This is a genomic window from Kordiimonas lipolytica, assembly GCF_001550065.1.
Genome location: NZ_LRUB01000012.1, coordinates 1 through 23,647, shown reverse-complemented (window position 1 = coordinate 23,647; position 23,647 = coordinate 1). Strand labels below are relative to the sequence as shown.

Annotated in this window: 22 protein-coding genes, 2 pseudogenes and 1 other annotated feature; of the genes and pseudogenes, 14 read left to right on the top strand and 10 right to left on the bottom strand. The window is 56.4% G+C overall.

Features of this window, described 5'->3' with window-relative positions:
• Positions 1–13: 13 nt before the first annotated feature.
• From KORM41_RS06240 to KORM41_RS06225, 4 genes are all read left to right on the top strand, one after another.
• The gene (locus KORM41_RS06240; RefSeq protein ID WP_068146199.1) at positions 14–2,446 is read left to right on the top strand and encodes an ABC transporter permease; all 2,433 of its coding nucleotides are present in this window, start codon (positions 14–16) and stop codon (positions 2,444–2,446) included.
• 57 nt (positions 2,447–2,503) lie between these two features.
• Positions 2,504–5,014, top strand: a complete 2,511-nt coding sequence (locus tag KORM41_RS06235) for an ABC transporter permease (RefSeq protein ID WP_068146197.1) — start codon at positions 2,504–2,506, stop codon at positions 5,012–5,014.
• 687 nt (positions 5,015–5,701) lie between these two features.
• Positions 5,702–6,718: a DUF2336 domain-containing protein gene (locus tag KORM41_RS06230; RefSeq protein ID WP_068146194.1), complete on the top strand. Its 1,017-nt coding sequence runs from the start codon at positions 5,702–5,704 to the stop codon at positions 6,716–6,718.
• A 186-nt stretch (positions 6,719–6,904) separates the two neighbouring features.
• Entirely contained in the window at positions 6,905–7,891 is a 987-nt protein-coding gene (locus tag KORM41_RS06225) for a DUF2336 domain-containing protein (RefSeq protein ID WP_068146192.1), read from the top strand.
• 79 nt (positions 7,892–7,970) lie between these two features.
• Here the strand turns inward: KORM41_RS06225 and KORM41_RS06220 are convergent, their stop codons facing one another.
• The 3 genes from KORM41_RS06220 to KORM41_RS06210 are packed head-to-tail and all read right to left on the bottom strand — an operon-like array spanning position 7,971 to position 10,177.
• Positions 7,971–8,414 (bottom strand): DoxX family protein, encoded by a 444-nt coding sequence (locus KORM41_RS06220; RefSeq protein ID WP_068146189.1) that lies wholly within the window; start codon positions 8,412–8,414, stop codon positions 7,971–7,973.
• 19 nt (positions 8,415–8,433) lie between these two features.
• Positions 8,434–9,564 carry an ATP-grasp domain-containing protein gene (locus KORM41_RS06215; protein ID WP_068146187.1) on the bottom strand — a complete coding sequence of 377 codons (1,131 nt, stop codon included), beginning with the start codon at positions 9,562–9,564 and terminating at the stop codon, positions 8,434–8,436.
• Positions 9,554–10,177, bottom strand: coding sequence for a DedA family protein (locus tag KORM41_RS06210; RefSeq protein WP_068146184.1), 624 nt, complete (start codon positions 10,175–10,177; stop codon positions 9,554–9,556). The genes KORM41_RS06215 and KORM41_RS06210 overlap by 11 nt, the downstream gene beginning before the upstream one ends.
• A gap of 194 nt (positions 10,178–10,371) precedes the next feature.
• Between KORM41_RS06210 and KORM41_RS06205 the strand changes: the two genes are divergently transcribed.
• From KORM41_RS06205 to KORM41_RS06190, 4 genes are all read left to right on the top strand, one after another.
• Positions 10,372–10,860 (top strand): arsenate reductase ArsC, encoded by a 489-nt coding sequence (locus KORM41_RS06205; protein ID WP_068146183.1) that lies wholly within the window; start codon positions 10,372–10,374, stop codon positions 10,858–10,860.
• Between the two features lie 12 nt (positions 10,861–10,872).
• Complete coding sequence (locus tag KORM41_RS06200) at positions 10,873–11,538, top strand: aquaporin (RefSeq protein ID WP_068146181.1); 666 nt, start codon at positions 10,873–10,875, stop codon at positions 11,536–11,538.
• Between the two features lie 22 nt (positions 11,539–11,560).
• On the top strand, positions 11,561–12,091 hold the full coding sequence (locus KORM41_RS06195; protein ID WP_068146178.1) for an adenine phosphoribosyltransferase: 531 nt from the start codon (positions 11,561–11,563) through the stop codon (positions 12,089–12,091).
• A gap of 271 nt (positions 12,092–12,362) precedes the next feature.
• Positions 12,363–13,958 carry an Ig-like domain-containing protein gene (locus tag KORM41_RS06190; RefSeq protein ID WP_068146176.1) on the top strand — a complete coding sequence of 532 codons (1,596 nt, stop codon included), beginning with the start codon at positions 12,363–12,365 and terminating at the stop codon, positions 13,956–13,958.
• Between the two features lie 63 nt (positions 13,959–14,021).
• Here the strand turns inward: KORM41_RS06190 and KORM41_RS06185 are convergent, their stop codons facing one another.
• Both KORM41_RS06185 and KORM41_RS06180 read right to left on the bottom strand, forming a co-directional pair.
• Positions 14,022–14,516 (bottom strand): cupin domain-containing protein, encoded by a 495-nt coding sequence (locus tag KORM41_RS06185; protein ID WP_068146173.1) that lies wholly within the window; start codon positions 14,514–14,516, stop codon positions 14,022–14,024.
• A 71-nt stretch (positions 14,517–14,587) separates the two neighbouring features.
• The gene (locus tag KORM41_RS06180) at positions 14,588–15,712 is read right to left on the bottom strand and encodes a M14 family metallopeptidase (RefSeq protein ID WP_068146170.1); all 1,125 of its coding nucleotides are present in this window, start codon (positions 15,710–15,712) and stop codon (positions 14,588–14,590) included.
• 450 nt (positions 15,713–16,162) lie between these two features.
• Between KORM41_RS06180 and ykgO the strand changes: the two genes are divergently transcribed.
• Together ykgO and KORM41_RS06170 are read left to right on the top strand one after the other, a co-directional pair.
• Positions 16,163–16,288 carry a type B 50S ribosomal protein L36 gene (gene ykgO / locus KORM41_RS06175; protein WP_020401326.1) on the top strand — a complete coding sequence of 42 codons (126 nt, stop codon included), beginning with the start codon at positions 16,163–16,165 and terminating at the stop codon, positions 16,286–16,288.
• Positions 16,289–16,384: 96 nt separating this feature from the next.
• Positions 16,385–16,990, top strand: coding sequence for an HAD family hydrolase (locus KORM41_RS06170; protein WP_068146165.1), 606 nt, complete (start codon positions 16,385–16,387; stop codon positions 16,988–16,990).
• Between the two features lie 136 nt (positions 16,991–17,126).
• Here the strand turns inward: KORM41_RS06170 and pyk are convergent, their stop codons facing one another.
• Positions 17,127–18,578, bottom strand: coding sequence for a pyruvate kinase (gene pyk / locus KORM41_RS06165; RefSeq protein ID WP_068146162.1), 1,452 nt, complete (start codon positions 18,576–18,578; stop codon positions 17,127–17,129).
• 184 nt (positions 18,579–18,762) lie between these two features.
• Here pyk and KORM41_RS06160 point away from each other — a divergent pair, with 184 nt between their 5' ends.
• The 4 genes and pseudogenes from KORM41_RS06160 (at position 18,763) to KORM41_RS06150 (ending at position 20,582) form a co-directional block, all read left to right on the top strand.
• Positions 18,763–19,533 carry an N-formylglutamate amidohydrolase gene (locus tag KORM41_RS06160; protein ID WP_197420996.1) on the top strand — a complete coding sequence of 257 codons (771 nt, stop codon included), beginning with the start codon at positions 18,763–18,765 and terminating at the stop codon, positions 19,531–19,533.
• A gap of 11 nt (positions 19,534–19,544) precedes the next feature.
• Positions 19,545–19,862 carry a DUF1244 domain-containing protein gene (locus KORM41_RS06155; RefSeq protein WP_068146159.1) on the top strand — a complete coding sequence of 106 codons (318 nt, stop codon included), beginning with the start codon at positions 19,545–19,547 and terminating at the stop codon, positions 19,860–19,862.
• A 113-nt stretch (positions 19,863–19,975) separates the two neighbouring features.
• A pseudogene (locus tag KORM41_RS21530) lies at positions 19,976–20,110 on the top strand (GapR family DNA-binding domain-containing protein); the annotation flags it as partial.
• A gap of 181 nt (positions 20,111–20,291) precedes the next feature.
• Positions 20,292–20,582: a DUF2312 domain-containing protein gene (locus KORM41_RS06150; protein ID WP_068146155.1), complete on the top strand. Its 291-nt coding sequence runs from the start codon at positions 20,292–20,294 to the stop codon at positions 20,580–20,582.
• Between the two features lie 185 nt (positions 20,583–20,767).
• Here KORM41_RS06150 and KORM41_RS06145 read toward each other — a convergent pair whose 3' ends face one another.
• The 4 genes and pseudogenes from KORM41_RS06145 to KORM41_RS06130 form a co-directional block, all read right to left on the bottom strand.
• Complete coding sequence (locus tag KORM41_RS06145) at positions 20,768–21,019, bottom strand: hypothetical protein (protein ID WP_231727170.1); 252 nt, start codon at positions 21,017–21,019, stop codon at positions 20,768–20,770.
• A complete protein-coding gene (locus tag KORM41_RS06140) occupies positions 21,016–22,185 on the bottom strand; it encodes a UvrD-helicase domain-containing protein (protein ID WP_197420993.1) in 1,170 nt (389 codons plus the stop codon). Before KORM41_RS06140 ends, KORM41_RS06145 begins: the two co-directional genes overlap by 4 nt.
• Positions 22,175–22,321, bottom strand: a complete 147-nt coding sequence (locus KORM41_RS22170; protein ID WP_231727169.1) for a hypothetical protein — start codon at positions 22,319–22,321, stop codon at positions 22,175–22,177. The genes KORM41_RS06140 and KORM41_RS22170 overlap by 11 nt, the downstream gene beginning before the upstream one ends.
• Positions 22,322–22,619: 298 nt before the next feature.
• A pseudogene (locus tag KORM41_RS06130) lies at positions 22,620–23,647 on the bottom strand (IS3 family transposase); the annotation flags it as partial.
• Positions 23,451–23,567: a sequence feature (AL1L pseudoknot), on the bottom strand. Its footprint overlaps the pseudogene before it by 117 nt.

Sequence of the window (23,647 nt, the reverse complement as noted above, 5' to 3'; positions counted from 1 at the left end):
AGCGGAGACTTTCATGTTTTTCAACTATCTCAAGACAGCGTCCAGAAGCCTGATGCGGCACAAGCTGTTCTCAAGCATCAATATCGTTGGCCTGGCTATCGGCCTTGCCGCGTTCATATTGATCATCCTGTTCGTTCGGGACGAATTCAGCTGGGATGGCCACTGGAGCCGGGCTGACGATGTCTACCGCCTTGAAAATACCTACCTCCGTGAGGGCCAGCCTGACAGGCCAAGCCCCAATGCCGTTGATCCGCTGAAGGATATTTTTTTCGATACCTTCCGCGAGGTGGAAGATATCACCCGCTTCATGGATGCCGGGCTGACCGTTCGCATGGGCGACCAACTGATGGCCCAGCAGGTGTATTTCGCTGATGCCAACTTTTTCGACTTTTTCGACGTGACGTTCATTGAGGGCAGCGCCGACACCGTGTTCGGCACGCTGTCGAACGTGGTGATCAGCCAGCGTACGGCAGAGAAATATTTCGGCCTCGCGCCAGCTCTCGGCAAGGCGATTTCGGTCCGCCTTGGGGACGAGTATCACGATTTCATCGTTAGTGCCGTGGTCGCAAACCCTGAAGGGCGCTCCGTGATCCAGCATGATTTCGTCGTGCCGTTCAATCGCGAATATTTTGTCGGCGCCCGCTGGTTCACTGAAGACTGGCGCTTCGCCCTTCGTGAAACCTATGTGCGGTTCGCGCCCGACACGAACATCGACCTGATCCGGGCAGAGCTTCCCGCCATTGTTGACCGCCACCTGCCGAAGGGTCAGCAGGGCCAGGAAAATGGACGCAACTGGTCGATGAAACTGAGCCTGGTACCCATGGGCGACATTCACCTTTATGGCAATGACGCAAACGCAGATCCTGACGTGCTTTACGGCTTTGTCGGTGTCGCGCTCCTGATCCTGATGATTGCGCTTGTGAACTTCCTTAATCTGTCGATGGCGCGCACGGCCCACCGGGCGCGGGAAGTGGCTGTGCGCAAGGTGCTTGGTGCCAGCCGTGCCCAAGTGATCCAGCAGTTCCTTGGGGAATCTGTGCTGCTGGCCTTCATATCCCTTCTGCTGGCGCTGACGATGGTGGAATTTGCCCTGCCGTACTATAACGAGTTCCTGTCTTCGATCATTGAGATGGACCTTTTCGGCGAACCGGCGCTTTTGGGCGCTCTCCTTCTGTTGGGTATTGGCGTCGGGGTAAGTGCTGGCAGTTTCCAGGCAACCTATTTCGCCATGCTGAAGCCGCATGATGTGCTTTATAGCAACACGGCCTCGGACAATGGCACGTCACGGCTGCGGCAGGGCCTTGTGGTGGCTCAGTTCGCGATTTCGGTGGCGTTGATGATCATTGCCTTCTTTGTCAACAAGCAGACAGACTATGCCCGCCAGCTGGACCTTGGGTTCAAGGCAGACGACCTGATCGTCCTTTCGGGCACCAACAACAGCCGGTCGAACGAGATCAAGCAGCGCCTGCTTGAAAGCCCGTTCATCAAGGCCGTCGGCCGGTCATCCGATGTGCCGACCGAAGGCAGCGAAGATCGCCTGCATATCCGCCCAGTTGATGGTGGCGAGCCTGTTATGCTGGACGGCCTGCCCACTGGGCCTGATTTCTTCAAGGCCTATGAAATTCCGCTGGTTGCCGGTCGGTACCTGACCGATACAGGCGCAGACGTCCTGCGCGACCGGGGCGAAAACCCTGAATATGCGCCTGCTGCCAATATCGTGATCAACGAAATGGGTGCGAAGCTTCTGGGTTTTGAAACGCCAGAGGCAGCAATCGGCCAGCAGATGCCTGCTGACCTCTCGAGCACGCTCAGGGTGGATGCCACCATTGTCGGTGTTGTGGCCGACTTCCATTTCGACAGCGCGCGCGATGTGATCCGTCCAGGCATCTACTATATCGATTTTGTCCGTAACTCGGACATGAGCGTACGGATTGACGCCCGCAACCGGGACGCAGCTATCGCCGCCATCGAGGACGCCTGGCGCGCCACTTACCCCGACGACATGCTGCTTTACCGCACCATGAGCGAGCTGGTGGAAAACCAGTATCAGACCGATGACCAGTTGGGCGACATCCTGACGGCCTTCACACTGCTGGCTGTGGCGATTTCCTGCATGGGTCTATATGGCCTGGCGTCTTTCACTGCAGAGCGCCGCACAAAGGAGATCGGTATCCGCAAGGTGCTGGGCGCGCGCCTCAGGGACATTGTCGCCCTGATGCTGTGGCAGTTTTCCAAACCCATCCTGGTGGCCAACCTGATTGCCTGGCCCGTGGCCTTCTATTTCCTGAGCGACTGGCTTAATGGTTTCGCCTACCGGGTGGAGCTGGGCTTCCTGCCGTTTGCAGTGATGGGGGTGGGCGCGCTGATGATCGGATGGCTGACAGTGGCCAGTCACGCGCTGGCAGTGGCCCGGCGTAACCCGATTTCGGCCCTTAGGCACGAATAAAATAGACAGTTCTGCCCGGACGCCTGGGCAGGACCATAAGAAAGCGAGGATACGATCATGTTCAGGAATTATCTGCTGACTGCCTGGCGGCATATCATGAAGAACCGGCTGTTTTCGGCCATCAACGTGTTTGGTCTCGCCATCGGTATGATGAGCTGTATCCTCATTCTTCTTTACGTGCGGGATGAGCTGACCTTCGACAAGTGGGTGCCGGAAGCCGACAAGGTGGTACGCATCCATTCGGCTTATTATGCGCCGGATCGGCCACCGTTCCTGACGGTGCGTTCAGCAGGCCGCATGATGGAGATGCTCAAGACCTACGCCAGTGCGGAGGTTGAGGAAGGCGTTCGCGTTCTGGTGAACGGCACGGCGATCATCAAGGATGATACCGCGTTCAATGAAGTTGTGACCTTTGCGGATGGTTCCTTTTTCAAGGTGTTCGATCTGCCGTTCGCGCACGGCGACGCGCAGACAAGCTTTGCCAATCCGATGAGCCTGGTGATCTCAGAAGACATGGCGATCAAATATTTTGGCCGAACCGATGTGGTTGGCGAAACCCTGGTGGCCTGCTGCCTGCAGAACAACCAGCTTGAGCTCAAGGTAAGTGGCGTTATCAAGAACCTGCCCCAAAGCTCTCACATGAATATTGATCTGCTCTTGCACATGGACCCAGCCATGTTCGATTTCGCGCCAAATATTCTGAACACCTGGACCAGTGTAAACACATACACCTATTTCAAATTGCGGGACGGCAAGACGGCGGCGGACCTGAAGGAACGCTATATAACCTGGATCGATACCGAGAGTCCCTTCACTGAACAAACGGGTATTCCCGGCAAGCCCAGTGACTTTATCAAGCCCAATGTGATGCCGCTTCTGGACCTGCACCTGCATGCCCGGAAGGACGCCGGCAATATGGGGGACCTGTCGCCCATGGGCGATATCAATATGGTCTATACCTTCTCGGGCGTGGCGCTTCTGATCTTGCTGATTGCTTCAATCAACTTCATGAACCTGTCTACGGCCAAGGCGTCCAAGCGGGCGCGTGAAGTGGCGCTCAGGAAAGTCATGGGGGCCACAAGGCGTCAGGTCGCGCTGCAGTTCCTTGGTGAAGCTGTGGCAATTGCGGCCCTGGGGCTGTTGTTCGCGTTCGTTGGCGTTGAACTGGCGCTGCCGCTTTATAATGAAGCGATCGACAAGAGCCTGACATTTGACGTTCTGGAGGATCTGCCGCTTCTGGTGTCGCTGGCGGGGGTTGCCGTTATTGTGGGGCTTTTGTCCGGCAGTTATCCGGCAGCCTTCCTGTCGCGTTTCCTGCCCGCCCGTATCCTGAAGGCGAACAAGTCGTCTGACGTCGGTGGGGCATCCACTTTCCGGTCGGCGCTGGTTGTGTTCCAGTTCGCTATATCAATCGGTCTGGTGATGTGCACGGCTGTCATATACGGGCAGACCATGTACGCGAAATCAATGGATGTCGGGTACCAGGCCGACGGGAAGCTGGCTGTGACAAGCTTTGGCACTGCATCAAACAGCGGGCAGGCTGAGGCAATCCGGCAGGCGCTTGCGGGCTTGCCGAACGTGACCAGTGTTGTCCTGTCATCCGAGGTGCCCAGCCAGGACAATGAAAACAACACCGGCTTCACGCTGTTGGACCGGACAGAGGGGTCCACCAGCGAAGACAGCGTGGTGCTGAACTATCATTCCTTCGGCTTCGGCTTTCTTGAAGCTTACGGCATTGAGCCGATCGCTGGCCGCACATTCGACCAATCCTTTGGCAGTGACGTCATCACGCCGATCCCTGAAGAGGAAGGCCGCATCGGAAATGCAAGTGTCGTTCTTAATGAATCGGCCGTTCGCGCAATGGGGATCGCGTCGCCGCAGGCTGCTATCGGAAAGACATTGCGGGCCGATGTGTTCCGGGCCGGGCAATATGACCTGACAATTGTCGGCGTGGTGCCGGACGTCTATTTCCGGTCGCTCAAGTTTGGCGTACGTCCTTCGGTTTACTGGGTGATGCCAAATGCCTTCCGGGTGGCGACGGTGAGTTTTGAGGGCGCCAATGTCGCTGATGTTGTTCAAAATGTCGAAGGTGTCTGGCGCCAGCATATGCCTCTGTCACCTATCGCTCATTCCTTTGTTTCAGACATGCTGGACGCCCAGTATGCCAGCGAAGACGCGCAAGCGAAGCTGTTTGCCGCTTTCTCGGGCCTTGCCATCATTGTCGCCTGCCTTGGGCTTTATGGTCTTGCGGCTTTCTCAGCCGAACAGCGCACCAAGGAAATCGGCATCCGCAAGGTGCTGGGCGCCCGCGTGATGGATATTGTCAGGCTTCTGGTGTGGCAGTTCTCGCGGCCTGTGCTGATTGCAAACGTCATTGCCTGGCCAGTTGGCTGGTATCTGATGTCAGGCTGGCTGGAAGGGTTCCAGTACCGATTGGATAGTGGCTTCATCATTGTCATGGCGCTTGTGGCCGGGGCGGTGGCGCTCCTGATCGCCTGGATTACGGTAGCGGGCCGTGCGGCCCATGTGGCGCAGGCCAACCCCATCCACGCCCTTCGGTACGAATAAACCAATCTCTCGCGTCACGAATGCCCAAGGCACTATGGTCCCGGGCTTTCGTTCGCAATACTTGGGGGAGTCCTATTCGGCTCCCCCTCTTTTTTGCGTGCGAATCGCATATTCGCGAGGCCGACAACTATTGCGGCAATAGTTGCCGGGAGGCAGTGCTCAAGAGGGTTCAGGCAGGTTCGCGGAAAACCCGAACTGGGCTGGAGAAGGCGCTGTTCCATTACAAAACAGGTGCTGCCCGCCATGGTAGTGTCTGCCGGGATCAAGCTATCTATACGGCCAGGCAGCAAGGCTTGCAAAGCGCTATGGCGGCATTGAAGGGCAGGATTTTTCATGGTTGCGCAGCTTGGCTGTGCTCAGAATAATTGATTTATTTCAATAGCTTGTAAGTATTTGATTGGCGTATCTCAATGGCTGTTGCAGCCACTGAAACAGTGGGCCGTCCGCATCCCTGCCAGATTGCTCGCCCTCATCTGGCGGGCAGAAGAAGGCAGGCGACAGAAGGAGTGCGCCAGTCTATGGCGCCTGAACCAAGGCCCTGAAAAACAAATACAATTTTAGCTAACATTTCCCCAATCGTTGACGAAATTCTCACGCCCTAGTGTCATTGTCACAGGCATCAGGCGTGTGTTGATACCGGTTTTAATCAGGCCCGGTTTAAGGATCAGGCAGGATTGGAGCCAAGAAATGGACTTTAATGCCGTGACATTAGTAGATGCAGTGCAGCTCGAGAAAATCGTTCTCGCCAAGCGCGTTGGCCAGTTTCTGGTCAAGGAGCAGGCGGAGGAAGAGCGCGCGACTGTTGAAAATGTAGCGCGCGTGCTGGCGCAGGACGTTTCCCCGCAGGTTCGGGAAGTGTTGGCGTTCGAGCTCAGGAAGTGCAAGGTCTTGGCACACGATCTGGCGGACAAGATTGCCCGCGATGTGGAAATGGTATCCGGCCCGTTTTTGGGCGAAACCAACGTATTTACTGACAAGGAATGGATGCGGCTGATCCCGGCGCTTGAAGAACATGCGCTGATTACGCTTGCTCGCCGGTCAGACCTGCCAGAGACGGTATCCACGGCTGTGGCAACCTACGGCAAAGAACGCAGCGTGACCACGCTGGTGCGCAACGACCGCACCGAACTGCCGGAAAAGGCGACGGACAAGGTTGTGGACCGTTTTGGCGAGAATGTTCGCATGATGGACCACCTGAGCGCCCGCCACGATCTGCCGCTCAGCGTTGTGGAGCGCATTGTCAACAAGGTGTCCACGCACTGCCGCGACACGCTGGTGTCCCAGTATGCCATCGATTCTGATGTGGCCGGCCAGATTGCGGAAGACAACAAGATCGATGCCCTGTGGGAGCAGCTCAAGAACGCAAGCGCCCCGCAGATCCATGCTTTTGTTACAGATCTCAGGAATGATCGCAGGCTTACCCACCTTCTGGTGGTGGAAATCGCTGATCGCGGTTCGTCGGCCTTCATGGAAAGCGCGCTGGCGCTTGAAGCCGGGCTGCCGGTTGGGCGTATCCGTGAAATCCTGACGCTTGAGGATCCGGCCGCATTCGTGCGGTTGATGCAAATGGCGAATGTCAGCAAAACCATGGCGCCGCGCTTCCTGAAATTGGCGAAGCGCTTTAACAGCCAGGTGGCCGAGACAATACAAGAAGAAGATAATGTCGTTCCACTGGCTGAAAAGGCCGGCGGTGCGGCGGCATAACCCTGAACCCCCTGCAGGGCGGCCCCACCACAGGTAGTCGGGCCAACGTCAGGGGACTGTTAGTTGAGAGTGCGTCGAGCTAAATATGGCCGACGTTAATATATTGTTTACAGGCATCAGGCAGAATATTTCCGGGTGCCGAACTGGAATGGCTGAGAAGCAGCGATTCCCAGATGGAGCCAATTCATGAGTTTGGACCCTGAAAATCTGGCAAAAGCCGACCCTGGCGCAAAGGTGGTTCTCGCCAAGCGCGCGTCCCGATTCCTTAATTCCGACAACCGCCCTGACGACGAGTTGGCGACGGTTGAAAATGTTGCTCGTGCGCTTGCGCAGGATATCTGCCTGGAAGTGCGCGAGACGCTGGCTTTCGAGCTCCGGTACTGCAGTCGCCTGCCGTATGATCTGGCGGCCCGAATTGCCACAGATGTCGAAAGCGTTTCAGGCCCGTTTGTTGAGGTAACCACAGCATTCACGGATGCCCAGTGGGCCAGCCTGATCCCGCATCTTGAAGAACACGCCCTGATGCGCATCGCCAAGCGCGAGGACCTGGGTGAGCATGCGACTTTCGCGCTCGTCAGTTCTGCGCCTGTGCGCCCTGCCACAGTTGCGGTCAAGAATGTGGCCATCCGCTTTTCGGAGCGCAGCTGCAACAAGACGGTTGATCGGTTTTCCGATTACCAGAATGTCATCGACGCGCTTGGCCGCAGGAGCGATCTGCCGCTTTCGGTTGTTGAGCGCATTGTCGATATGGTGTCCGACGAATGCCGCAAGCTGTTGATGAATAATTACGCGGTTTCCGCCATGGAAGCCGCAGCCTTAACGCAGCAAAGCCAGGAGCAGGTGCTGTGGAAAAAGATTTCCAAGGCGGGCCCCGCCCAAGTGCATGGGTATGTTATTGACCTGCGCGCTGAAGGGCGGCTGGATGAGGCGCTGGTAATGAAGATGGCGGAGCTGGGCAGTTTCCAGTTTCTGGGCAGTGCCCTTGCCGTTGAAGCCGGTGTGACCCTGGGCGACGTGCGCCGCACGTTTGAATCTGGTGACCTGAGGCGCATGCTTGAGTTGGTGCATGCTGCTGGGTTCAGCCAGGAAGCGGCACAGCGCATCTTCAGATACCTGAAGCGGAACGACCTGAAGTTCGTCCGTAGTGGCGAAGCCAGGGCGGCCATTCACTAATCTAACCCGGTTAAAGCCGTGGTGCGGCGCGAGGGAGGTATGGACATGGGTGTGTCCTGCCTCCCTTGTTTTTGTGCGCTTAGGTGTTCTTCTGGCCAATAAGCGCCAGAAGCTGATCTTTCCGCCGCCACATGATGATAAGCGAACAGATGAAGGCAACGCATGCCATATAAAAGAGGCTGCCATCTTCCTGCATCTCGCCATTTTCCATCCATTTAACAGTCACGCCCAGTGGGCTGAAAAGGTGGAAGATAATGGCACCAGCCATTGTGCCGGCGGTCAGCAGCGCACCAAAGGCGCGCGCCTTGGGCAGCAGCAAGAGGATGCAGGCAACGAGCTCGACTGCGCCAATGATATAGCCGCCCGTGGTTCTAAAGAACTCCAGCCCCAGGAACTGACCGACCACATCGAAGATATGGGCCGTTTCAGCCGATCCCCCGAACTTGAACGGCAGGCTGCCCCCCAGGATCACGACGATGGCGATCACCGGAATCCATTCAATATGCTTCTTGATAAAGTCCATTGGTCCCTCCCAATTGTCCCTAATGCGTGATGGGATAGTGTTTTGTCAGGCGCTTCTCGCGCCACCAGGCACGGATGATATCCTTGAGGCGCGTGGGCTTGTGGCCGTTGCGCCGGTTTTTGGCGCCAATGGCATAAAGGTGCCCGAACTGCTGCATCAGCGTGGCGTAGGCTTGCCGAAGCGTGGTGCGCGAATCCCAGATATGGGTGGCCTCCCCACCCGCGCCGTTGATCTCGATGATGCGAAACCCTTCGCCTGCCTGAAAAGCCTCAAAGTCTGCGAAGCGGACGTCAAACCGCCCGACAAAGAATCCATCCATGGAGCGGGCGATGGCATCGAATCGGTCAGTCATGGCTTTTGTAATCTCGTCATTACCGTTCCGGAAGATGGTGCCGCGGCAGTGGTTGCCGGCAAATGCCAGGCGGATGCTTTCGCCTTCCGGGATGACGTCATTCAGGCGGCTGCGGTGACGATCCAGATAAAGGTGCGCCAGTTTGCCGGCCCGCGCGTCCGCCAGGATAAGCTGCCTAAGGGTTGACTGTCCGTCCCCTGTTACCCGTGGGAAATACTTCAGTGTCAGGCTGATGATCCGGCCCTTGTCCTCGTCCGGATGGCGCACATAAAAGACGCCTGCTTCGCCTTCCATATCCACCAGCGCCTGTAACAACAGGTTGGCGCCCGCGGGGAAACATTCAATGTAGGCCTTTAGCTCATGGGGCGAATGCACCAGCTGCACGCCTGCGCCGCGCATGCCGATATCCGGTTTGGCGACGAAAGGGTAGGTGATGCTCGCGTCACTTAAAGCCGCTTCAGCCTCTTCCAGCGTGCGGGCAACGGCATTTTCGCCGCCCCACCGAAGGACGCGCACATAAGGTGATATCCAGTCCTGCGCGGTGTCCCACGCGTGGTTCAGAACCTCAAACTTGCTTTCGCCAACCAGGCCCGAATAGGGCAGCGCCGGGTTGCTGCCGGTTGGCAGGGTCAGCCCCATGTGCCTCAGCGACAGCCACCCGCAATAAAGCGCGATGGGGGTATAAAACAAGTGCGCGGGCGCAAATTCGAACCAGCTTGTCCGGGCTGCGCTGGGGTCTAGCGGCGGCATGCCTGCGTGTGGTTTGCCGATTTGCGGGGCTCTGTGTTCAGTTTGCATTCTCTGCTCCGGATTGTGGCCCTTCCAGGCGGTCGCCATAGCGGCTCTTTCGTACCAGGCGGTGGGACAGCATGATCAGACCCACAGCCACCAGGATGCCGGCAGTAATGCCTGCCCAGCCACCCAGATGAGCGACTGCTTTTTGAACCTCGCTGACAAAGAAGACCATCAGTGTCACCCAAACCATGGCGGCGACAGACATCACCAGCGTGAAATGCAAAAGCGGCATGCGCAGGAAGCCGAAGGTCAGGTATGTGGGCAGCCGGGTGCCTGGCAGGAAGCGGGAGGCGAACAGCACGGGCGTGCTCCGGCCCTCCAGCCATCGTCTGAATTCTCGCGCTTTCCTGAGCGGCAGCCGTTTCCTGAGCCACCGGCTTTTTTGTGCCGCAGCACCGATGCCGTATAGCCCCACGTCGCCTGCAGCAATGCCGAAGGCAACAGCGGCAATGACAAACGGGGCGGTGGCCATGCCTGCGCCAACCATCAGGCTGCCGGCAATCAACGTGCCGTCTTCGGTGACAAGGGTGGCGAGCGCCAGCACACAGGCGAGCAACAGGGGCTGGTTTGCCAGCTCCTCCGCCAAGGCCAAAAGTGTGTCAGGCGTGATTGTCATGGTTTCCCCTTACTTGGATTAGTCAGTCGATGGGTGCAGGCTGTCAAGCCGGATTGCGATGGCGCGTATTTCATCATTGTCATCAAAATGCCATCCAGCATAGTGTATCAGCCGAAAATAGGCGCGTTGCGTGCGGGCGGGAAGCCCTTACACGCGCCCATGACGCAATCGTTAAATGGCTTGAGGGTTTGGTGATGGTGAATGTTCTGGTTCTGTGTACCGGCAATTCCGCGCGGTCTGTGCTGAGTGAAGCAATCATAGGCAGGCGCGGGAAGGGGCGTTTCCAGGCTTTCAGCGCAGGCAGCAAGCCAACAGGCAAGGTAAACCCGTTTGCCATCAAGCTGTTGTCGGCCAAAGGGTATGACACCAGTGGTTTCCGCTCCAAAAGCTGGGACGAATTCGCGGGCACGGACGCGCCCAAGATGGATATCGTGATCACTGTGTGCGACAGCGCGGCGGGGGAAACCTGCCCCATCTGGCCGGGCGCGCCCGTGCAGGTGCATTGGGGATTCCCTGATCCCGCCTATGTGGAAGGCACGGACGATGAAAAGCTTCAGGCCTTCTCAGACGTCTATGACATGATCGATCCCTTTATCGAACAGCTGGTGGCCCTGGATGTCGAAAATATGGACGCGGGCGCTCTGAAAGCTGCGCTGCGGGCGATTGCCGAGCGTGCAGCCTAGGGAACTTCATTTATGACCATGACACAGAAACTGGTGGCCGAATTTGTCGGCACGGTGATGCTGCTCGCAACTGTTGTCGGCTCAGGCATCATGGGCGAGACGCTGGCGGCGGGCAATACGGCTGTTGCGCTTTGGGGCAACACGGCGGCCACAGGCGCCATGCTCGTGGTTCTGATCATGGTCTTCGGGCCGTTTTCCGGCGCGCACTTCAACCCTGCTGTCACGCTGGTTTTCTTCGCCAAGGGGCAATTGGGGCGGGCAGAGGCCGCCGCCTATATCGCAACGCAGATGGTGGCCGGGGTGGCTGGCGTGATGCTGGCACATGCCATGTTCGACCAGGCGCTTGTGCAGACGTCGCTTAACACACGCACTGGCGCCGGGCAGTGGATCAGCGAAGGCGTGGCAACCTTTGGCCTTCTGGCGGCTATCCTGGGCACGGTGCGCTACCGGCCTGAAATCGTGCCTTATGCCGTTGGCCTTTATATCACCGCTGGCTACTGGTTTACTGCATCCACCAGTTTTGCGAACCCGGCCGTGACAATCGCACGGTCTTTCACCAACACGTTTTCCGGCATAGCGCCCACAGACGTGCTCGGTTTCATCGCGGCGCAGATTGTTGGTGCCTTCATCGCTCTTTTCTTGTTCAAGGTGCTGGAACCGAATAAAGTGGGCGCCTAATCCACTTTGATACGAGGCTCCTATGAAGGACTTGAAGTCCTATATCCGGACCATTCCGGATTTCCCATCCGAAGGGATCATGTTTCGGGATATCACCACACTCTTTGGTAATCCAGCAGCGCTCAAGCACACAATTGACCTATTGTTCGGCCATTTCAGGAATGACCGGGTGCAGGTTGTGGCGGGTGTTGAAGCACGCGGTTTCGTGCTTGGTGGTGCGCTTGCATGCAGGCTGGGTGCCGGCTTCGTGCCGATCCGCAAGGCCGGCAAGCTACCGCACCAGACGATTGAGGAAAGCTATCAGCTTGAGTATGGCGAAGCCACGCTTGAGATGCACCTGGACGCTTTCGGCGCGGGTGACAGGGTGTTGCTGATAGATGACCTGATCGCCACAGGCGGCACAGCAGATGCCGCCATGAACCTGATCGACCATCTGGGTGGCGATGTGGTGGGTGCCGGGTTTGTGGTTGACCTGCCGGCCCTGGGCGGTGCTGAAAAGCTCAGATCCCGGTGTGACAAGGTCGTCAGCCTGGTGTCCTTCGAAGGCGAGTGACGCAAAAAGCAACAACATGGTGGCGCAATTTGCGATTTGTTTGTCGCAAAAAAAGATGAATTTGGTTTGAACCCATTTCAGGCCCGGCCATGTGCTGGGCCCTTTCCGTTACGGAATCAGTCAGATAGATAAAATTTTATCTATTGGCACGCTTGATGCGGATGGTGGTGTGAAAGCCATCGGAACTTTTCCCGCATCGTGACCAGGCACCAACAACGACTGCAGAAACAGGCACCTCTGGATGGCACGCAGGATCATTTGGAGATGCACAATGCGTACACTGACTTTTATTCTTGATACCCAAACCGGTGATGACGGCATGGCGCCGATCACCATCACAATTGTCGAGCAGGGCGATGGCACACTGCTGTTCACCTTGTCGAACGATCAGGACACAGACGGCCAGATTGCCGACATCCGAGGTCTGTTTTTCGATGTGGCTGACGACAGCTTGCTTGGCAGCCTCAATTTCGCAGGAAGCGAGATCACGCAGATCGTTCAGAACGGCAGTGTGTCGAACCTGGGCGGCGGTGTGACCACAAGCGGCGTTCCGGACAGCCCCTATGAAGTGGGTGTGGAGTTCGGCACGCCGGGCATGAGCACAGACGATTATCAGACCGTGAGCTTCGTGCTGTCGGCAGACCGGCCGTTGACCATAGACGACATCGCGCTTGAGCATATGGCCGTGCGCCAGACGTCTGTTTCTTCCGCTGACGGTGGCCGCGAGGACTCTGACAAGCTCTATGGCGACGCGCCGTATCCGGTTGACGCCATCGATGACGCGGCTGACGTGCTTGAGGACGAAACCGCTTCCGGCAATGTGTTCGCCAACGACGTGGACAAGGACGCGGGCGACGCTGACGGCAACGGCATTCCTGATGGCCTGACGGTTACTGACGTGAACGGCGACGCTGGCACCGTGGGCACGCCGATTGAGCTTGCGCCGGGCGTAACCGTGACCGTAAACGCGGACGGCAGCTATAGCGTAGACGCCACTGATGCCGACTGGATGGCCGAAGGTGAGACCTTCACGGCTGATGTGACCTATGGCGTGAGTGACGGCAATGGTGGGTCAGACAGTGCAACGCTGACCGTGACCGTCACGGGCGTGAACGACACCCCTGATGCGCTGGATGATGCGGGCGCGACCGACGAAGCCACCGTCACCAGCGGCAATGTGCTCGCGAACGACAGCGACCCTGACCTCTCAGACGTGCTTACAGTGTCTGCGGTGAACGGCGACAGCGCAGCGGTGGGCCAGCAAGTCCTCTTGGACTCCGGCGCGCTCCTGACGCTGAATGCGGACGGTACCTACAGCTACGACCCGAACGGCGCGTTCGATAGCCTGAATGACGGCGAAACCGCGTCCGACAGCTTCACCTATCAGGTGTCTGACGGCCATGGCGGGTTTGATACGGCAACCGTTACGCTGACCATCGAAGGCATCGGTGGTGGTGACACAGGCCCGGAAGATGACGCTGATCACTTCGGAACCTTCTCTAACAAGAAAGGCACGGCTGACCATGATATCTCCAACGTGGTGCTCTATCTGGATGATGGCACCGGCGACGTCCTCAAAGTGAAGATCGACGGCTGGTCGGGTGAAACCGATCTCGACAATGTCGACCTTGGAAGCTTCATGGAAAACTACGGCTATGACGACTATGAGCTTCTGGCCGTGTCCATCAAGGCCGGTAACAACCATAACCGCGACCTCGGGCCGGGCGAGGGCCAGCTGTTCCTGCTCGATGGCGATGAGGATATCGACTACGCCCAGGGCGGCGACGTACCGGACGGCCTGACACTGGCGATCCTGGGTGCCAAGGCGGACGAGACTTACCAATATTCAACCGACCTGTTCGAATAAACAGTCGGCTTTCCCGGGAAAGGCCCTGCCGCACGGTGGGGCCTTTTTTTATCGGTATGTGGTTTAATCGTCCTCAGGTGTGCGGCGACGGATGTTCGTATATTCCGTGCCGTCCTTGCGGGTGTAGCTGAAGCTTTCGCCCTTGCTGATGGCCACAAGGTCCGCTTCTGGATAGTGGCAGATATCATCGTTCGTGCGTGTGCCCACTTCAAGGACCAGCGCATCGCTATCTGACTTGTTCACCAGATGGTGGCCGTCGCGGTCACCCGCCTTGAAACCAGCGGCGTCGCCAGCGCATAAAAGCTCCTCACCCGCATCTGTAATCAGCGTCACTTCGCCTTCAAGTACATAGATGAACTCATCTTCGCGGCTGTGCCAGTGGCGCTGGGCTGACCAGACGCCAGGCGCAAGTCGCATCAAGTTCACGCCAAATTGCGTCAGACCTGCGGCGTCGCCCAGCTTCTTCTTTGCCCGTGCCCGCACAGGTCCGTCATATGGCGGCGGATAGAGCGTACCAATCAGTTCCGGCAGCTTGGCTACATCAATTTTCTTGGTCATGATCTCGTCCCCCGGAAAGAAAAAGGGCGGGATGATCCCCGCCCTTCATAATGTAGGTAACTGAGCTGCGATTACAAATCGTCGATCATGCGGTGCAGCGTGTCCATGCAGGCGCGCGCCAGGTGGCGGCAGCGCTCCGGCGACCAGCCATAGTCAGGGTCTGGCATATCTGCATTGTCCTTGAACGGCATCTCAAGCGTCATGGCCAGGCAGCCATGGGTTTCCGCCACATAGTTGGTGCACATGGACAGGTCGGCCTTGCCTGGCTCATCCTCGTCATAGCCGTGTTCCTGCTGGAAGTCCGGCGACAGCTTCTCAAGGATATTCTGATATTTCTCAATCAGTTCCGTTTGCTTTTTCTTCAGGCTTGGAATGCCTTCAAATCCGGCGATGAAATTGTAAGGCAGGCCTTCGTCACCGTGCACGTCCATATGGAAGTCACAGCCGACCTCAGCCATCTTCTCGCGCACCAGGTAAACTTCGGGGCTCCTGTCCATTGTGGCGATGTTCCATTCGCGGTTCAGGTTGGCGCCGGCGGCATTGGTGCGCAGGTGCCCACGTACAGACCCATCCGGGTTCATGTTCGGCACGATATAGAAATGCGCCTTGTCCAGCAGCTTCCGGGCAACCGGGTTGTCCATATCCAGCAAATAATCAAGCGCACCTTCCATCCACCATTCGGCCATGCTTTCGCCCGGGTGCTGGCGGGCCTGCAGCCAAATCTTCTTGCGGCCTTCTGGGCCGTAGCCAAGCTCGATCAGGTCCATGTCCTGGCCGTCAAGCGTGTGGCCGAGCACGCTGGTGCGCACCAGCGGTGACTGGGCGGCTTCCGAGATCAGGTCTGCGTGGCGCTCCATGGAGTAGGGCGCGAAATAGGCGAAATAGACGAAGTCCTGGTCTGGCGTGAAGGCCCACGTCAGCGTTTCGCCATCAAACATGGTATCGATGCGGAACCAGCTTTCGCGGTCATAGGATGCACAGACTTTATAGTCCTTCCAGCCATCGACATAAGCCGCGCCGCCAGCGTTCTCGATGGTGAATTTGCAGGGTGTATCTTCCACGCCGGATACGCGGAAGTGGAACCACTGGTAAAAATCAGACTGGTTGTCCTTGCGGATGTTGAGGCGGATGTCCGAGGCATCATCGGCTTTGACGACCTCGATATTGCCGCTATCAAACTGGCTGGAAATCAACATGGGGGATGCTCCCTTATTCTTCTTTGGAATGCCCTTCAGTGGATTGCCTACAGGGTGAATGGGGGGCGGTCAATGGCGATTCCTGCGGTGTGGCAGGAAGGGCAGGGCTGCTGCCTTTTAATTTCAATGACAAGATGATCCCGTTTTGGTATTATCCCTTTACTGACGCACAGGCGTGAGCGGACTATCCCTGATATCTATTAGGGAAAATTTGGAGGCGTCCCACCGGGCATGGGGGGCGCCTCTATTTTTTGTGCCGGTTTATCTGGCGGAATGCGCAAAAAGCCTGCATTTCCCGAGTCTAAGCTATTGACAGGTGGGGGGCTCATCATTATGTTCCGCCGCCAATGGATCAGCGGAATGACGGATTCGTCGTTCCCGCCCTGTGTGCCAAGCGCCGGCTGGCCGGGCAGGGAAAAGGGTTTTAGCCGGTTTGTAGTGAGACGAACGATGAAAATTCGTAATAGCTTGAAGTCTTTGAAAAGCCGTCACCGCGATTGCCGCGTGATTCGCCGCAAAGGCCGTATCTACGTGATCAACAAGACCCAGCGTCGCTTTAAAGCACGCCAGGGCTAAGCGTCTCGCTTAAGCCCGGTCTGGTTTGATCCAGTTCGATTGATTTAGCCGTGCGCTCCCTGAGTCGCGCGGCTTTCTCATTTGGGGGTTATATCCGTGTCTTCTAAAGCCGTTCTGTTTGATATTGGCAATGTGTTTGTCCACTGGGACCCGCGTCTCTTGTACCAGAAGCTGATCCCCGAATCGGATGCGCTTGATGCGTTTTTGCGGGATGTGGTGACGCTGGAGTGGCACACAGAGCATGATCGCGGCCGTCCATTCGCGGAAGGTGTGCGAATCCTTAGCGAAAAACACCCCGAGCATGCAGACCTGATCCGCGCGTTCGACGAGCGCTGGGATGAGACGATCGGTGACCTGATCCATGGCACTGTTGATATCCTGGAGCGGCTGGCGGCTGCTGGCATAGCTTGCTATGGCCTGACGAACTTCTCGCACGAGAAATGGCCGCCATTCTGTGCGCAGAATGACTTCACGAAGCTGTTCAAGGGGGTGGTGGTGTCAGGAGAAGAGAACCTGGTGAAGCCTGACCCGCGCATTTTTGAGGTGGCGATCAGCCGCTATGGCCTAAAGCCCGATGCCACGGTCTATATCGATGACCGGATAGACAATGTCCGCGCCGCCGAAGACTTGGGCATGCTGGGCCACCATTTCACCGCGCCGGATGTGCTTGAGGCCGACCTGAAGGCGAGAGGCTACCTCTAAATAAAAAAAGCCGGGAACATGCCCCGGCTTCTTGTCTTTTGTGCTCATTGGTCGTCATTCGCCGGCTTGAACGGCGAATCCAATCATGAAGTGAAGGCTAGACTCGCCGATCCAGTCGGCGAGTGACGATTTTTACTTAGCCCAGCTCGTTGCCGCTGATCCAGGCGATATGCAGCACGTTGGTGGCCCCCGGTGTGCCAAAGGGCACGCCTGCGGTCACCACGATGCGGTCGCCCGGTGTCACAAGCCCTGCGCGCAAAGCCATGCGCTTGGCCTTGCCGACCATTTCCTCGAACGCGCCCACATCCTTGGTTTTTACCGTATGCAGGCCCCACACGATGGCGAGGCGGCGGGCAACCGCCAGCTTTGGCGTGAGGGTCAGGATCGGTGCGTCCGGGCGTTCCCGTGCGGCCCGAAGCGCCGTGGCGCCTGATGATGTGAAGGTCACGATGGCTTTAGCGTTTACCGTGCGCGCTACCTGCCGGGCGGCCGCCGTGATGGCGTCTTCCGTGGTGGCGTTCGCGCCGGAGCGCTCATCCGCGCCGTGCATGCTGTAGGCTGGTTCGTGCTCCACCCGCGACGCCACGCGGTCCATCACCTGCACAGCTTCAATGGGGAAATCGCCCACGGCGGATTCGGCGGACAGCATCACGGCGTCTGCGCCGTCCAGTACAGCGGTCGCCACGTCGGACACTTCCGCGCGCGTCGGCACGGGTGACTTGATCATGCTTTCCAGCATCTGTGTTGCCACCACAACGGGCTTGCCCGCCTGGCGCGCTTTACGCACGATCTGCTTCTGGATGCCCGGCACATTTTCCACCGGTTCCTCAACGCCCAGATCGCCGCGTGCCACCATCACGCCGTCCGCCAGCTCGATAATCTCATCCAGTGCTTCAACGGCGGCGGGTTTTTCGATCTTGGCCATCACGGCCGCTTTCCGGCCTACAAGCTTTTTGGCTTCGGCCACATCTGCGGCGCGCTGCACGAAGGAAAGCGCGACCCAGTCCACGCCGCACTGCAGTGCGAAGGTGAGGTCGCGGCGGTCTTTTTCCGTCAGTGCCGCCAGCGGCAGCACAGCGTTTGGCACGTTCACACCCTTGCGGTCAGACAGCACGCCACCCACGATCACGCGGGTGCGGGCGCGGTTTTCTTCCACGGCTTCCACTTCAAGGCGGATCTTGCCGTCGTCCAGCAGGATATTGGTGCCAACCTTGAGGGCTGCGAAAATTTCTTTGTGCGGCAGGTAAACCCGCTCGCTGGTGCCGGGCTGATCCAACAGGTCCAACTTGAAGGGCTGGCCTTCCTTCAGTGTGATCTTGCCGTCTTCGAACATACCGATGCGCAGCTTTGGGCCTTGCAGGTCAGCGAGGATAGCGATGGGGTGGTTCAGTTCACGCTCAACGGCGCGAATGGTGTGTACCAGCGCTTCCTTGTCTTTGTGTTCGCCGTGGCTCATGTTCAGGCGGAATACGTCAACGCCTGCCAGGAACAATTGCTTGATGCGTTCATGGCTGCTGCTGGCGGGCCCCAAGGTGGCGACAATGCGGGTTTTGCGTCGTCGGCGGATGGAAATCTGTTCGGAACTCATTTTGCCTCCCGGGCGTGAGCATCGGGCGTGAAGCTTGGGGCGGTGCTTGCCCATGCTCGGTGTTTGTTGACTTGTATGTTCAGATCGTTACTTTTCGGCGCACATGCTGCTTGATCGCAAGGTCAAGGTCCAGCCTTTTGTCGGGCTGTCCCCGAAAATTCATATGCGAAAGTTGGTGTATCTCATGACGACTTCCCCTGTCCAGCCAGAAATCCTGAACCCGGAGGCCCGGACGGGGCTGATTATCCTGTGCGATCACGCCAGCAATTTTGTGCCCGAAGGCTTTGATAACCTTGGTCTTTCGGATGATATCTTTACCCAGCATGTGGCCTATGATCTGGGGGCCGAAGCCGTGACGCGCAAGATGTGTGAGCTGATGGGTGGGGCCGCCGTTCTGGCGCCAGTGTCGCGTCTTCTGATCGACTGCAACCGCGAGCCGGACAGCGACACCCTGGTGCCGCGCGTGAGCGACGGCATCATGGTGCCCGCGAACCAGGACCTGCCAGCAAGCGCGATTGAAGCCCGCAAGCGGGATTATTACACGCCGTTTCATGAGGCCTGTTCTGATCTTGTGGAAGCGCATCTTGATGAGGGCATCGTGCCCCTGGTGGTGGGCATGCACAGCTTTACGCCGGAGATGGGCGGGGAAAAGCGCCCCTGGCACGCGGGCTTCCTGTGGAACAAGGACCCACGGCTGGCGCAGGCCCTGATCGGCCTGATGGAGCGCGAGACCGACCTGGTGGTGGGCGACAACCAGCCCTACACGGGCCGCCACCTTTACTATACCATGCAGCGCCACGGCGCTGATCACGGCCTGCCGCAGACCACCATTGAGATCCGGCAGGACCTGTTGGGCAAAGCGTCGATGGTGGACGAATGGGCGGCCTTGATGGCGGATTTGCTCGATGAATGCATGGACCGTGAAGACCTGACACAACGAAAATATTATCCGTAAGGAGAAAAGACATGACAGATGAGAAGACAACCGAGATTGAAGCAGCCGTATTTCGCCGCCTCTTGAAGCACCTTCAGGCCCGCACGGATGTGCAGAATATCGACCTGATGGGCTATGGCGGCTTCTGCCGCAATTGTTTTTACAAATGGTACGTGGAAGAAGCTGGCGAGCTGGGCGTCGAGGTTTCCATGGAAGACGCGCAGGAGCGCATCTACGGCATGCCGTACGCGGACTATAAAGAACAGTTCCAGACCCCGGCGACAGACGAGCAAATGCGCCGCATGGATATCAGCGTCGCCAAGAACAAGCTGGCGCAAGCCAAGGAATAATTCACGCGCGCAGGCAGAATCACGATTGAACGGCAGAGCGCTCAAGGCTAAAGTGCGCGCCGAATCCAAGGTCCGCATGGGGGCCGAAATTAAAGATCAGGGAGTTGAGCCACATGGTACAGGCTGGCGGAGTAGCAGGCGAACAGCTGCGGTCATTCATTGAGCGTATTGAGCGCCTTGAAGAAGAGAAAAAAGGCATCGCGGAAGACATCAAGGAAGTCTACGCGGGCGCAAAGGCCGTTGGGTTCTAATATACAGTTAAAATTGTATCATTTGAGGTTTTTCAATTACTTAAGGTGACACAACTGTGTCAGTCATTGTGTCAAAAAATGTGGCCTGCGAAACTTCACTTATTTTAATGAGTGAAGTTGAGGAGGTAAAAGCAGCTGATGCTGTTCAACAAAATAATCGATATGAAGGTGTGTAATAATGGTTCAAGCAGGTGGTGTAGCAGGTGAGCAGCTTCGTTCTTTTGTCGAGCGTATTGAGCGGTTGGAGGAAGAGAAGAAGGGCATTGCTGAAGATATCAAAGAAATTTATGCGTCAGCAAAATCCGTTGGCTTCGATGTAAAGATTCTTAGGCAGGTGATCCGAGTTCGAAAGATGGATCAGGCGGACCGGCAGGAACAAGAAGCCCTACTTGATGTCTATCTCCATGCGATTGAAGGTGGCGAGCAGGTCAGGTCTACAGCAGAGGTTATGGCTGAAGAAGACGCTTGAAACTAGAAAGCGTGCGGAAATGTGTTACGACATGTAGTGAGTTTTCAACGGGGCCGCGGTTGGCGGTCCTTATTTTTTGGCTTATGACGGCTGGGCTTTTCTCTGTTAGGTTTTGGCGAGATAGGGTCGGATTGAGATTTCTACAAGAAATTCTGTTTTCGACCCAAAGCGGACATTCCGACAAGCTATAAAAAGCACTGCTGTTTCACTTGGGACGCTCCGCAAACATTTTGCACGTACACATCAAAGCGATAGCCTTGGCTGATGTTGTGAAAGGTCTCACTCCCCATGGAGTAGAAATCAGGGTGAGATACTATATCGCCAAGTTCCGGTGCTTCACTGTCCATCAGTTCAAAGATGACGTATTCAGTGCCGGTCATTTCTGCTGCATACATACCGCGCTGCCTGTTTACCAGGACGATTCTCGCTTGCATCATAAATCTCCATTTTCAGCAGGATGCCAGATTGGGAGGTTATCTAGCCTAGAGGCGTCGTTTGTAAGAAAAGCAACACTATATCGAGCTCTAGTAATTGCAACATAGAGCTTATTGAGTGCTTTTTCGGAACTCCTGATTGGACCAAAGTTACCGAGTAGAAATTGTCGAATGGAAGTTGTAGGCAAAATGAGTACACGATCGTACGTCGAGCCTTTTGATTCTCCAAAATTTTGGCACACGTGACCAGAGCATAAGTCTGGCCGGGCCCTTACGTCCCAACGTAAAATAATTGGGTTGTAACGATCCATGTATGCCGGAAAATCTTCTTCTCTTACAGAGAAAGCGCCAACATGATCATCTAGTCCGTCCGGCACGGGCGCTGCTCTAGATACCGTTGGCTTATAGGCTTCATTTGCATGAACTAAATCGGCCAAATTGCATATCATTTGGATACAGCGATAGCTGTGATTTTCATCAATACACTCGAAGTTTTTGTCAAGGAACCACTGCTTTTTCTGCAAGCTGGCCCGTGGGTTTTTTGTTGCATGCGAGGTTTGGTAGATGGTTTGCCTGAAGTCTCCCACGCAGAGCAATTCTACAGGACACGAGGATAAGATAAGTTCAATTAGGCTGAAGTCCCACCCGACCAAGTCTTGGACCTCATCAATAATAATTAGGTCATAGATTGCTGATAATCTCTGGATTGGATCATATGTAGCAGCTCTTCCTCGCCCTTGTTTGCGTTTCTGGCAGATTTTAACAGCAAGTTTGGATATGTATGTTGTGTGGGCTTTTCCATTAACTAAATAGTGGCGCGAATTAACACGCCCTCCGATGATCTCAGCTCGCCCTGGTATGGAATAGCGATCTCGTTTGTGGGGATCGCTTACATCAAACTGCACATTTGAAATTCGCTGATCAAAAAAGCAGCGCTGATAGGGACGAATGATTTCCTCTAGAAGGAAAGAGAACCAGCCTTTCACTCGGATTTTATCGGGGATGTGGCCTTTGACTTCACGTATTTTCTTGATTACTTCAACTTGGTTGTTGCGAGTGTATGTCAGGATCAAAACAGTTCTATTCGCTTCAGCAGCCTCCAAAGCATCCCCTACCAGAGTGGTAGTTTTGCCCGCGCCAGCGCTCGCTATAACAAATCTACTCGGCAAGTTCGAGAGCCTTTCGAATATAGTCGGGATAAGTAATACTGTTTTGGTCGCTATCGAAGACCCTAATCGCAGAGTCTACTTTCTTGCCGCCGTCGTCCTTGAAAAGGTCCTTCAGGAAGACTTTTTTGCCCTCCAAATCATCTAGGTCGTCGTATTCAGCTTTTTTTTGTGCGGATAGTGCCACCTGAGCGAAACGTTCGAGAGTTTGTATGGTCTCTCCATTTGTTTCTATCAAAGCTGGTTCAAGCGAATTCCAAGTGTCGTCTTGAGCTGATGAAACTTGCAGATGAGCTGCATCTTCATAGGCAGAGAACCAGTTTATTACGTTCGCTTGATAGTCGCCATCATTGTCTCTAATTACGATCGTTTGGGTTCCAATGATCTTTGCAATGTTGTGAACCGCCCCGGGATTGTCGGAGGCAGGTTGGTTTAAGTTAAGCGGCCATGGGGCGTTCGTCCAGCATGGCGTAGTAATTTCTCTCAGCCTCGGCAGGTGGAATGTTGCCGATTGGCTCCAGCAGGCGTCGATGATTGAACCAGTCGACCCATTCAAGCGTCGCAAATTCAACCATCTCAAATGACCGCCACGGCCCTCGCCGATGGATGACTTCGGCCTTGTAGAGCCCGTTGATCGTCTCGGCGAGTGCGTTGTCGTAACTGTCCCCGACGCTGCCAACCGATGGTTCGATACCATCTTCTGCCAAGCGTTCGGTGTATCGGATCGAGACATACTGGCTGCCCCGGTCACTGTGATGGATAAGCCCGCCTTTTCTTGCTGGCCTGCGGTCATGCAGAGCCTGTTCAAGTGCGTCCAGCACAAAGCCCGTATGTGCCGTCCTGCTGACCCGCCAGCCAACGATGCGCCTGGCAAACACATCAATGACAAAAGCTACATAAACAAAGCCCTGCCATGTGGCGACATAAGTGAAGTCAGACACCCACAACATGTTGGGTGCCGGGGCATGGAACTCGCGGTTCACTTGGTCAAGTGGACAAGGGGCTGACTTGTCGCTAAAGGTGGTGCGAACAGGCTTGCCTCGAATGGCGCCTTGTAGCCCCATCTCGCGCATCAGACGCTCGACTGTGCAGCGGGCCACATGAAAGCCTTCACGGCCGAGTTGACGCCATATTTTGCGGACACCGTAGACCAGAAAGTTCTCCTCAAAGACACGGGCAATCTCCGGCTTCAGTGCCATATCGCGCTGTGCCCGTGCAGACAGAAGTGACGGGTCACGGCGACAGGCCAGATGGTGGTGGTATGTGGATGGGGCGATCTGCAGCAAACGACAGATCGGCTCGACCCCATACAGGTCCCGGTGCTCGTCGATAAAACTGATCAACGTCTCAGTGGGCGGTCGAGCTCCGCCTGGGCAAAATAAGCCGATGCCTTGCGCAAGATCTCGTTGGCTTGCCTCAGTTCCCGGTTCTCCCGTTCAAGGGCCTTCAGCTTGTCGGCAACCTC

Bases quoted from the DNA above. Each gene is read 5' to 3' on its own strand.
- KORM41_RS06240 (WP_068146199.1), top strand. From the start codon at position 14: ATGTTTTTCAACTATCTCAAGACAGCGTCCAGAAGCCTGATGCGGCAC.
- KORM41_RS06235 (WP_068146197.1), top strand. From the start codon at position 2,504: ATGTTCAGGAATTATCTGCTGACTGCCTGGCGGCATATCATGAAGAAC.
- KORM41_RS06230 (WP_068146194.1), top strand. From the start codon at position 5,702: ATGGACTTTAATGCCGTGACATTAGTAGATGCAGTGCAGCTCGAGAAA.
- KORM41_RS06225 (WP_068146192.1), top strand. From the start codon at position 6,905: ATGAGTTTGGACCCTGAAAATCTGGCAAAAGCCGACCCTGGCGCAAAG.
- KORM41_RS06220 (WP_068146189.1), bottom strand. From the start codon at position 8,414: ATGGACTTTATCAAGAAGCATATTGAATGGATTCCGGTGATCGCCATC.
- KORM41_RS06215 (WP_068146187.1), bottom strand. From the start codon at position 9,564: ATGCAAACTGAACACAGAGCCCCGCAAATCGGCAAACCACACGCAGGC.
- KORM41_RS06210 (WP_068146184.1), bottom strand. From the start codon at position 10,177: ATGACAATCACGCCTGACACACTTTTGGCCTTGGCGGAGGAGCTGGCA.
- KORM41_RS06205 (WP_068146183.1), top strand. From the start codon at position 10,372: ATGGTGAATGTTCTGGTTCTGTGTACCGGCAATTCCGCGCGGTCTGTG.
- KORM41_RS06200 (WP_068146181.1), top strand. From the start codon at position 10,873: ATGACCATGACACAGAAACTGGTGGCCGAATTTGTCGGCACGGTGATG.
- KORM41_RS06195 (WP_068146178.1), top strand. From the start codon at position 11,561: ATGAAGGACTTGAAGTCCTATATCCGGACCATTCCGGATTTCCCATCC.
- KORM41_RS06190 (WP_068146176.1), top strand. From the start codon at position 12,363: ATGCGTACACTGACTTTTATTCTTGATACCCAAACCGGTGATGACGGC.
- KORM41_RS06185 (WP_068146173.1), bottom strand. From the start codon at position 14,516: ATGACCAAGAAAATTGATGTAGCCAAGCTGCCGGAACTGATTGGTACG.
- KORM41_RS06180 (WP_068146170.1), bottom strand. From the start codon at position 15,712: ATGTTGATTTCCAGCCAGTTTGATAGCGGCAATATCGAGGTCGTCAAA.
- ykgO (WP_020401326.1), top strand. From the start codon at position 16,163: ATGAAAATTCGTAATAGCTTGAAGTCTTTGAAAAGCCGTCACCGCGAT.
- pyk (WP_068146162.1), bottom strand. From the start codon at position 18,578: ATGAGTTCCGAACAGATTTCCATCCGCCGACGACGCAAAACCCGCATT.
- KORM41_RS06160 (WP_197420996.1), top strand. From the start codon at position 18,763: ATGACGACTTCCCCTGTCCAGCCAGAAATCCTGAACCCGGAGGCCCGG.
- KORM41_RS06155 (WP_068146159.1), top strand. From the start codon at position 19,545: ATGACAGATGAGAAGACAACCGAGATTGAAGCAGCCGTATTTCGCCGC.
- KORM41_RS06150 (WP_068146155.1), top strand. From the start codon at position 20,292: ATGGTTCAAGCAGGTGGTGTAGCAGGTGAGCAGCTTCGTTCTTTTGTC.
- KORM41_RS06145 (WP_231727170.1), bottom strand. From the start codon at position 21,019: ATGATGCAAGCGAGAATCGTCCTGGTAAACAGGCAGCGCGGTATGTAT.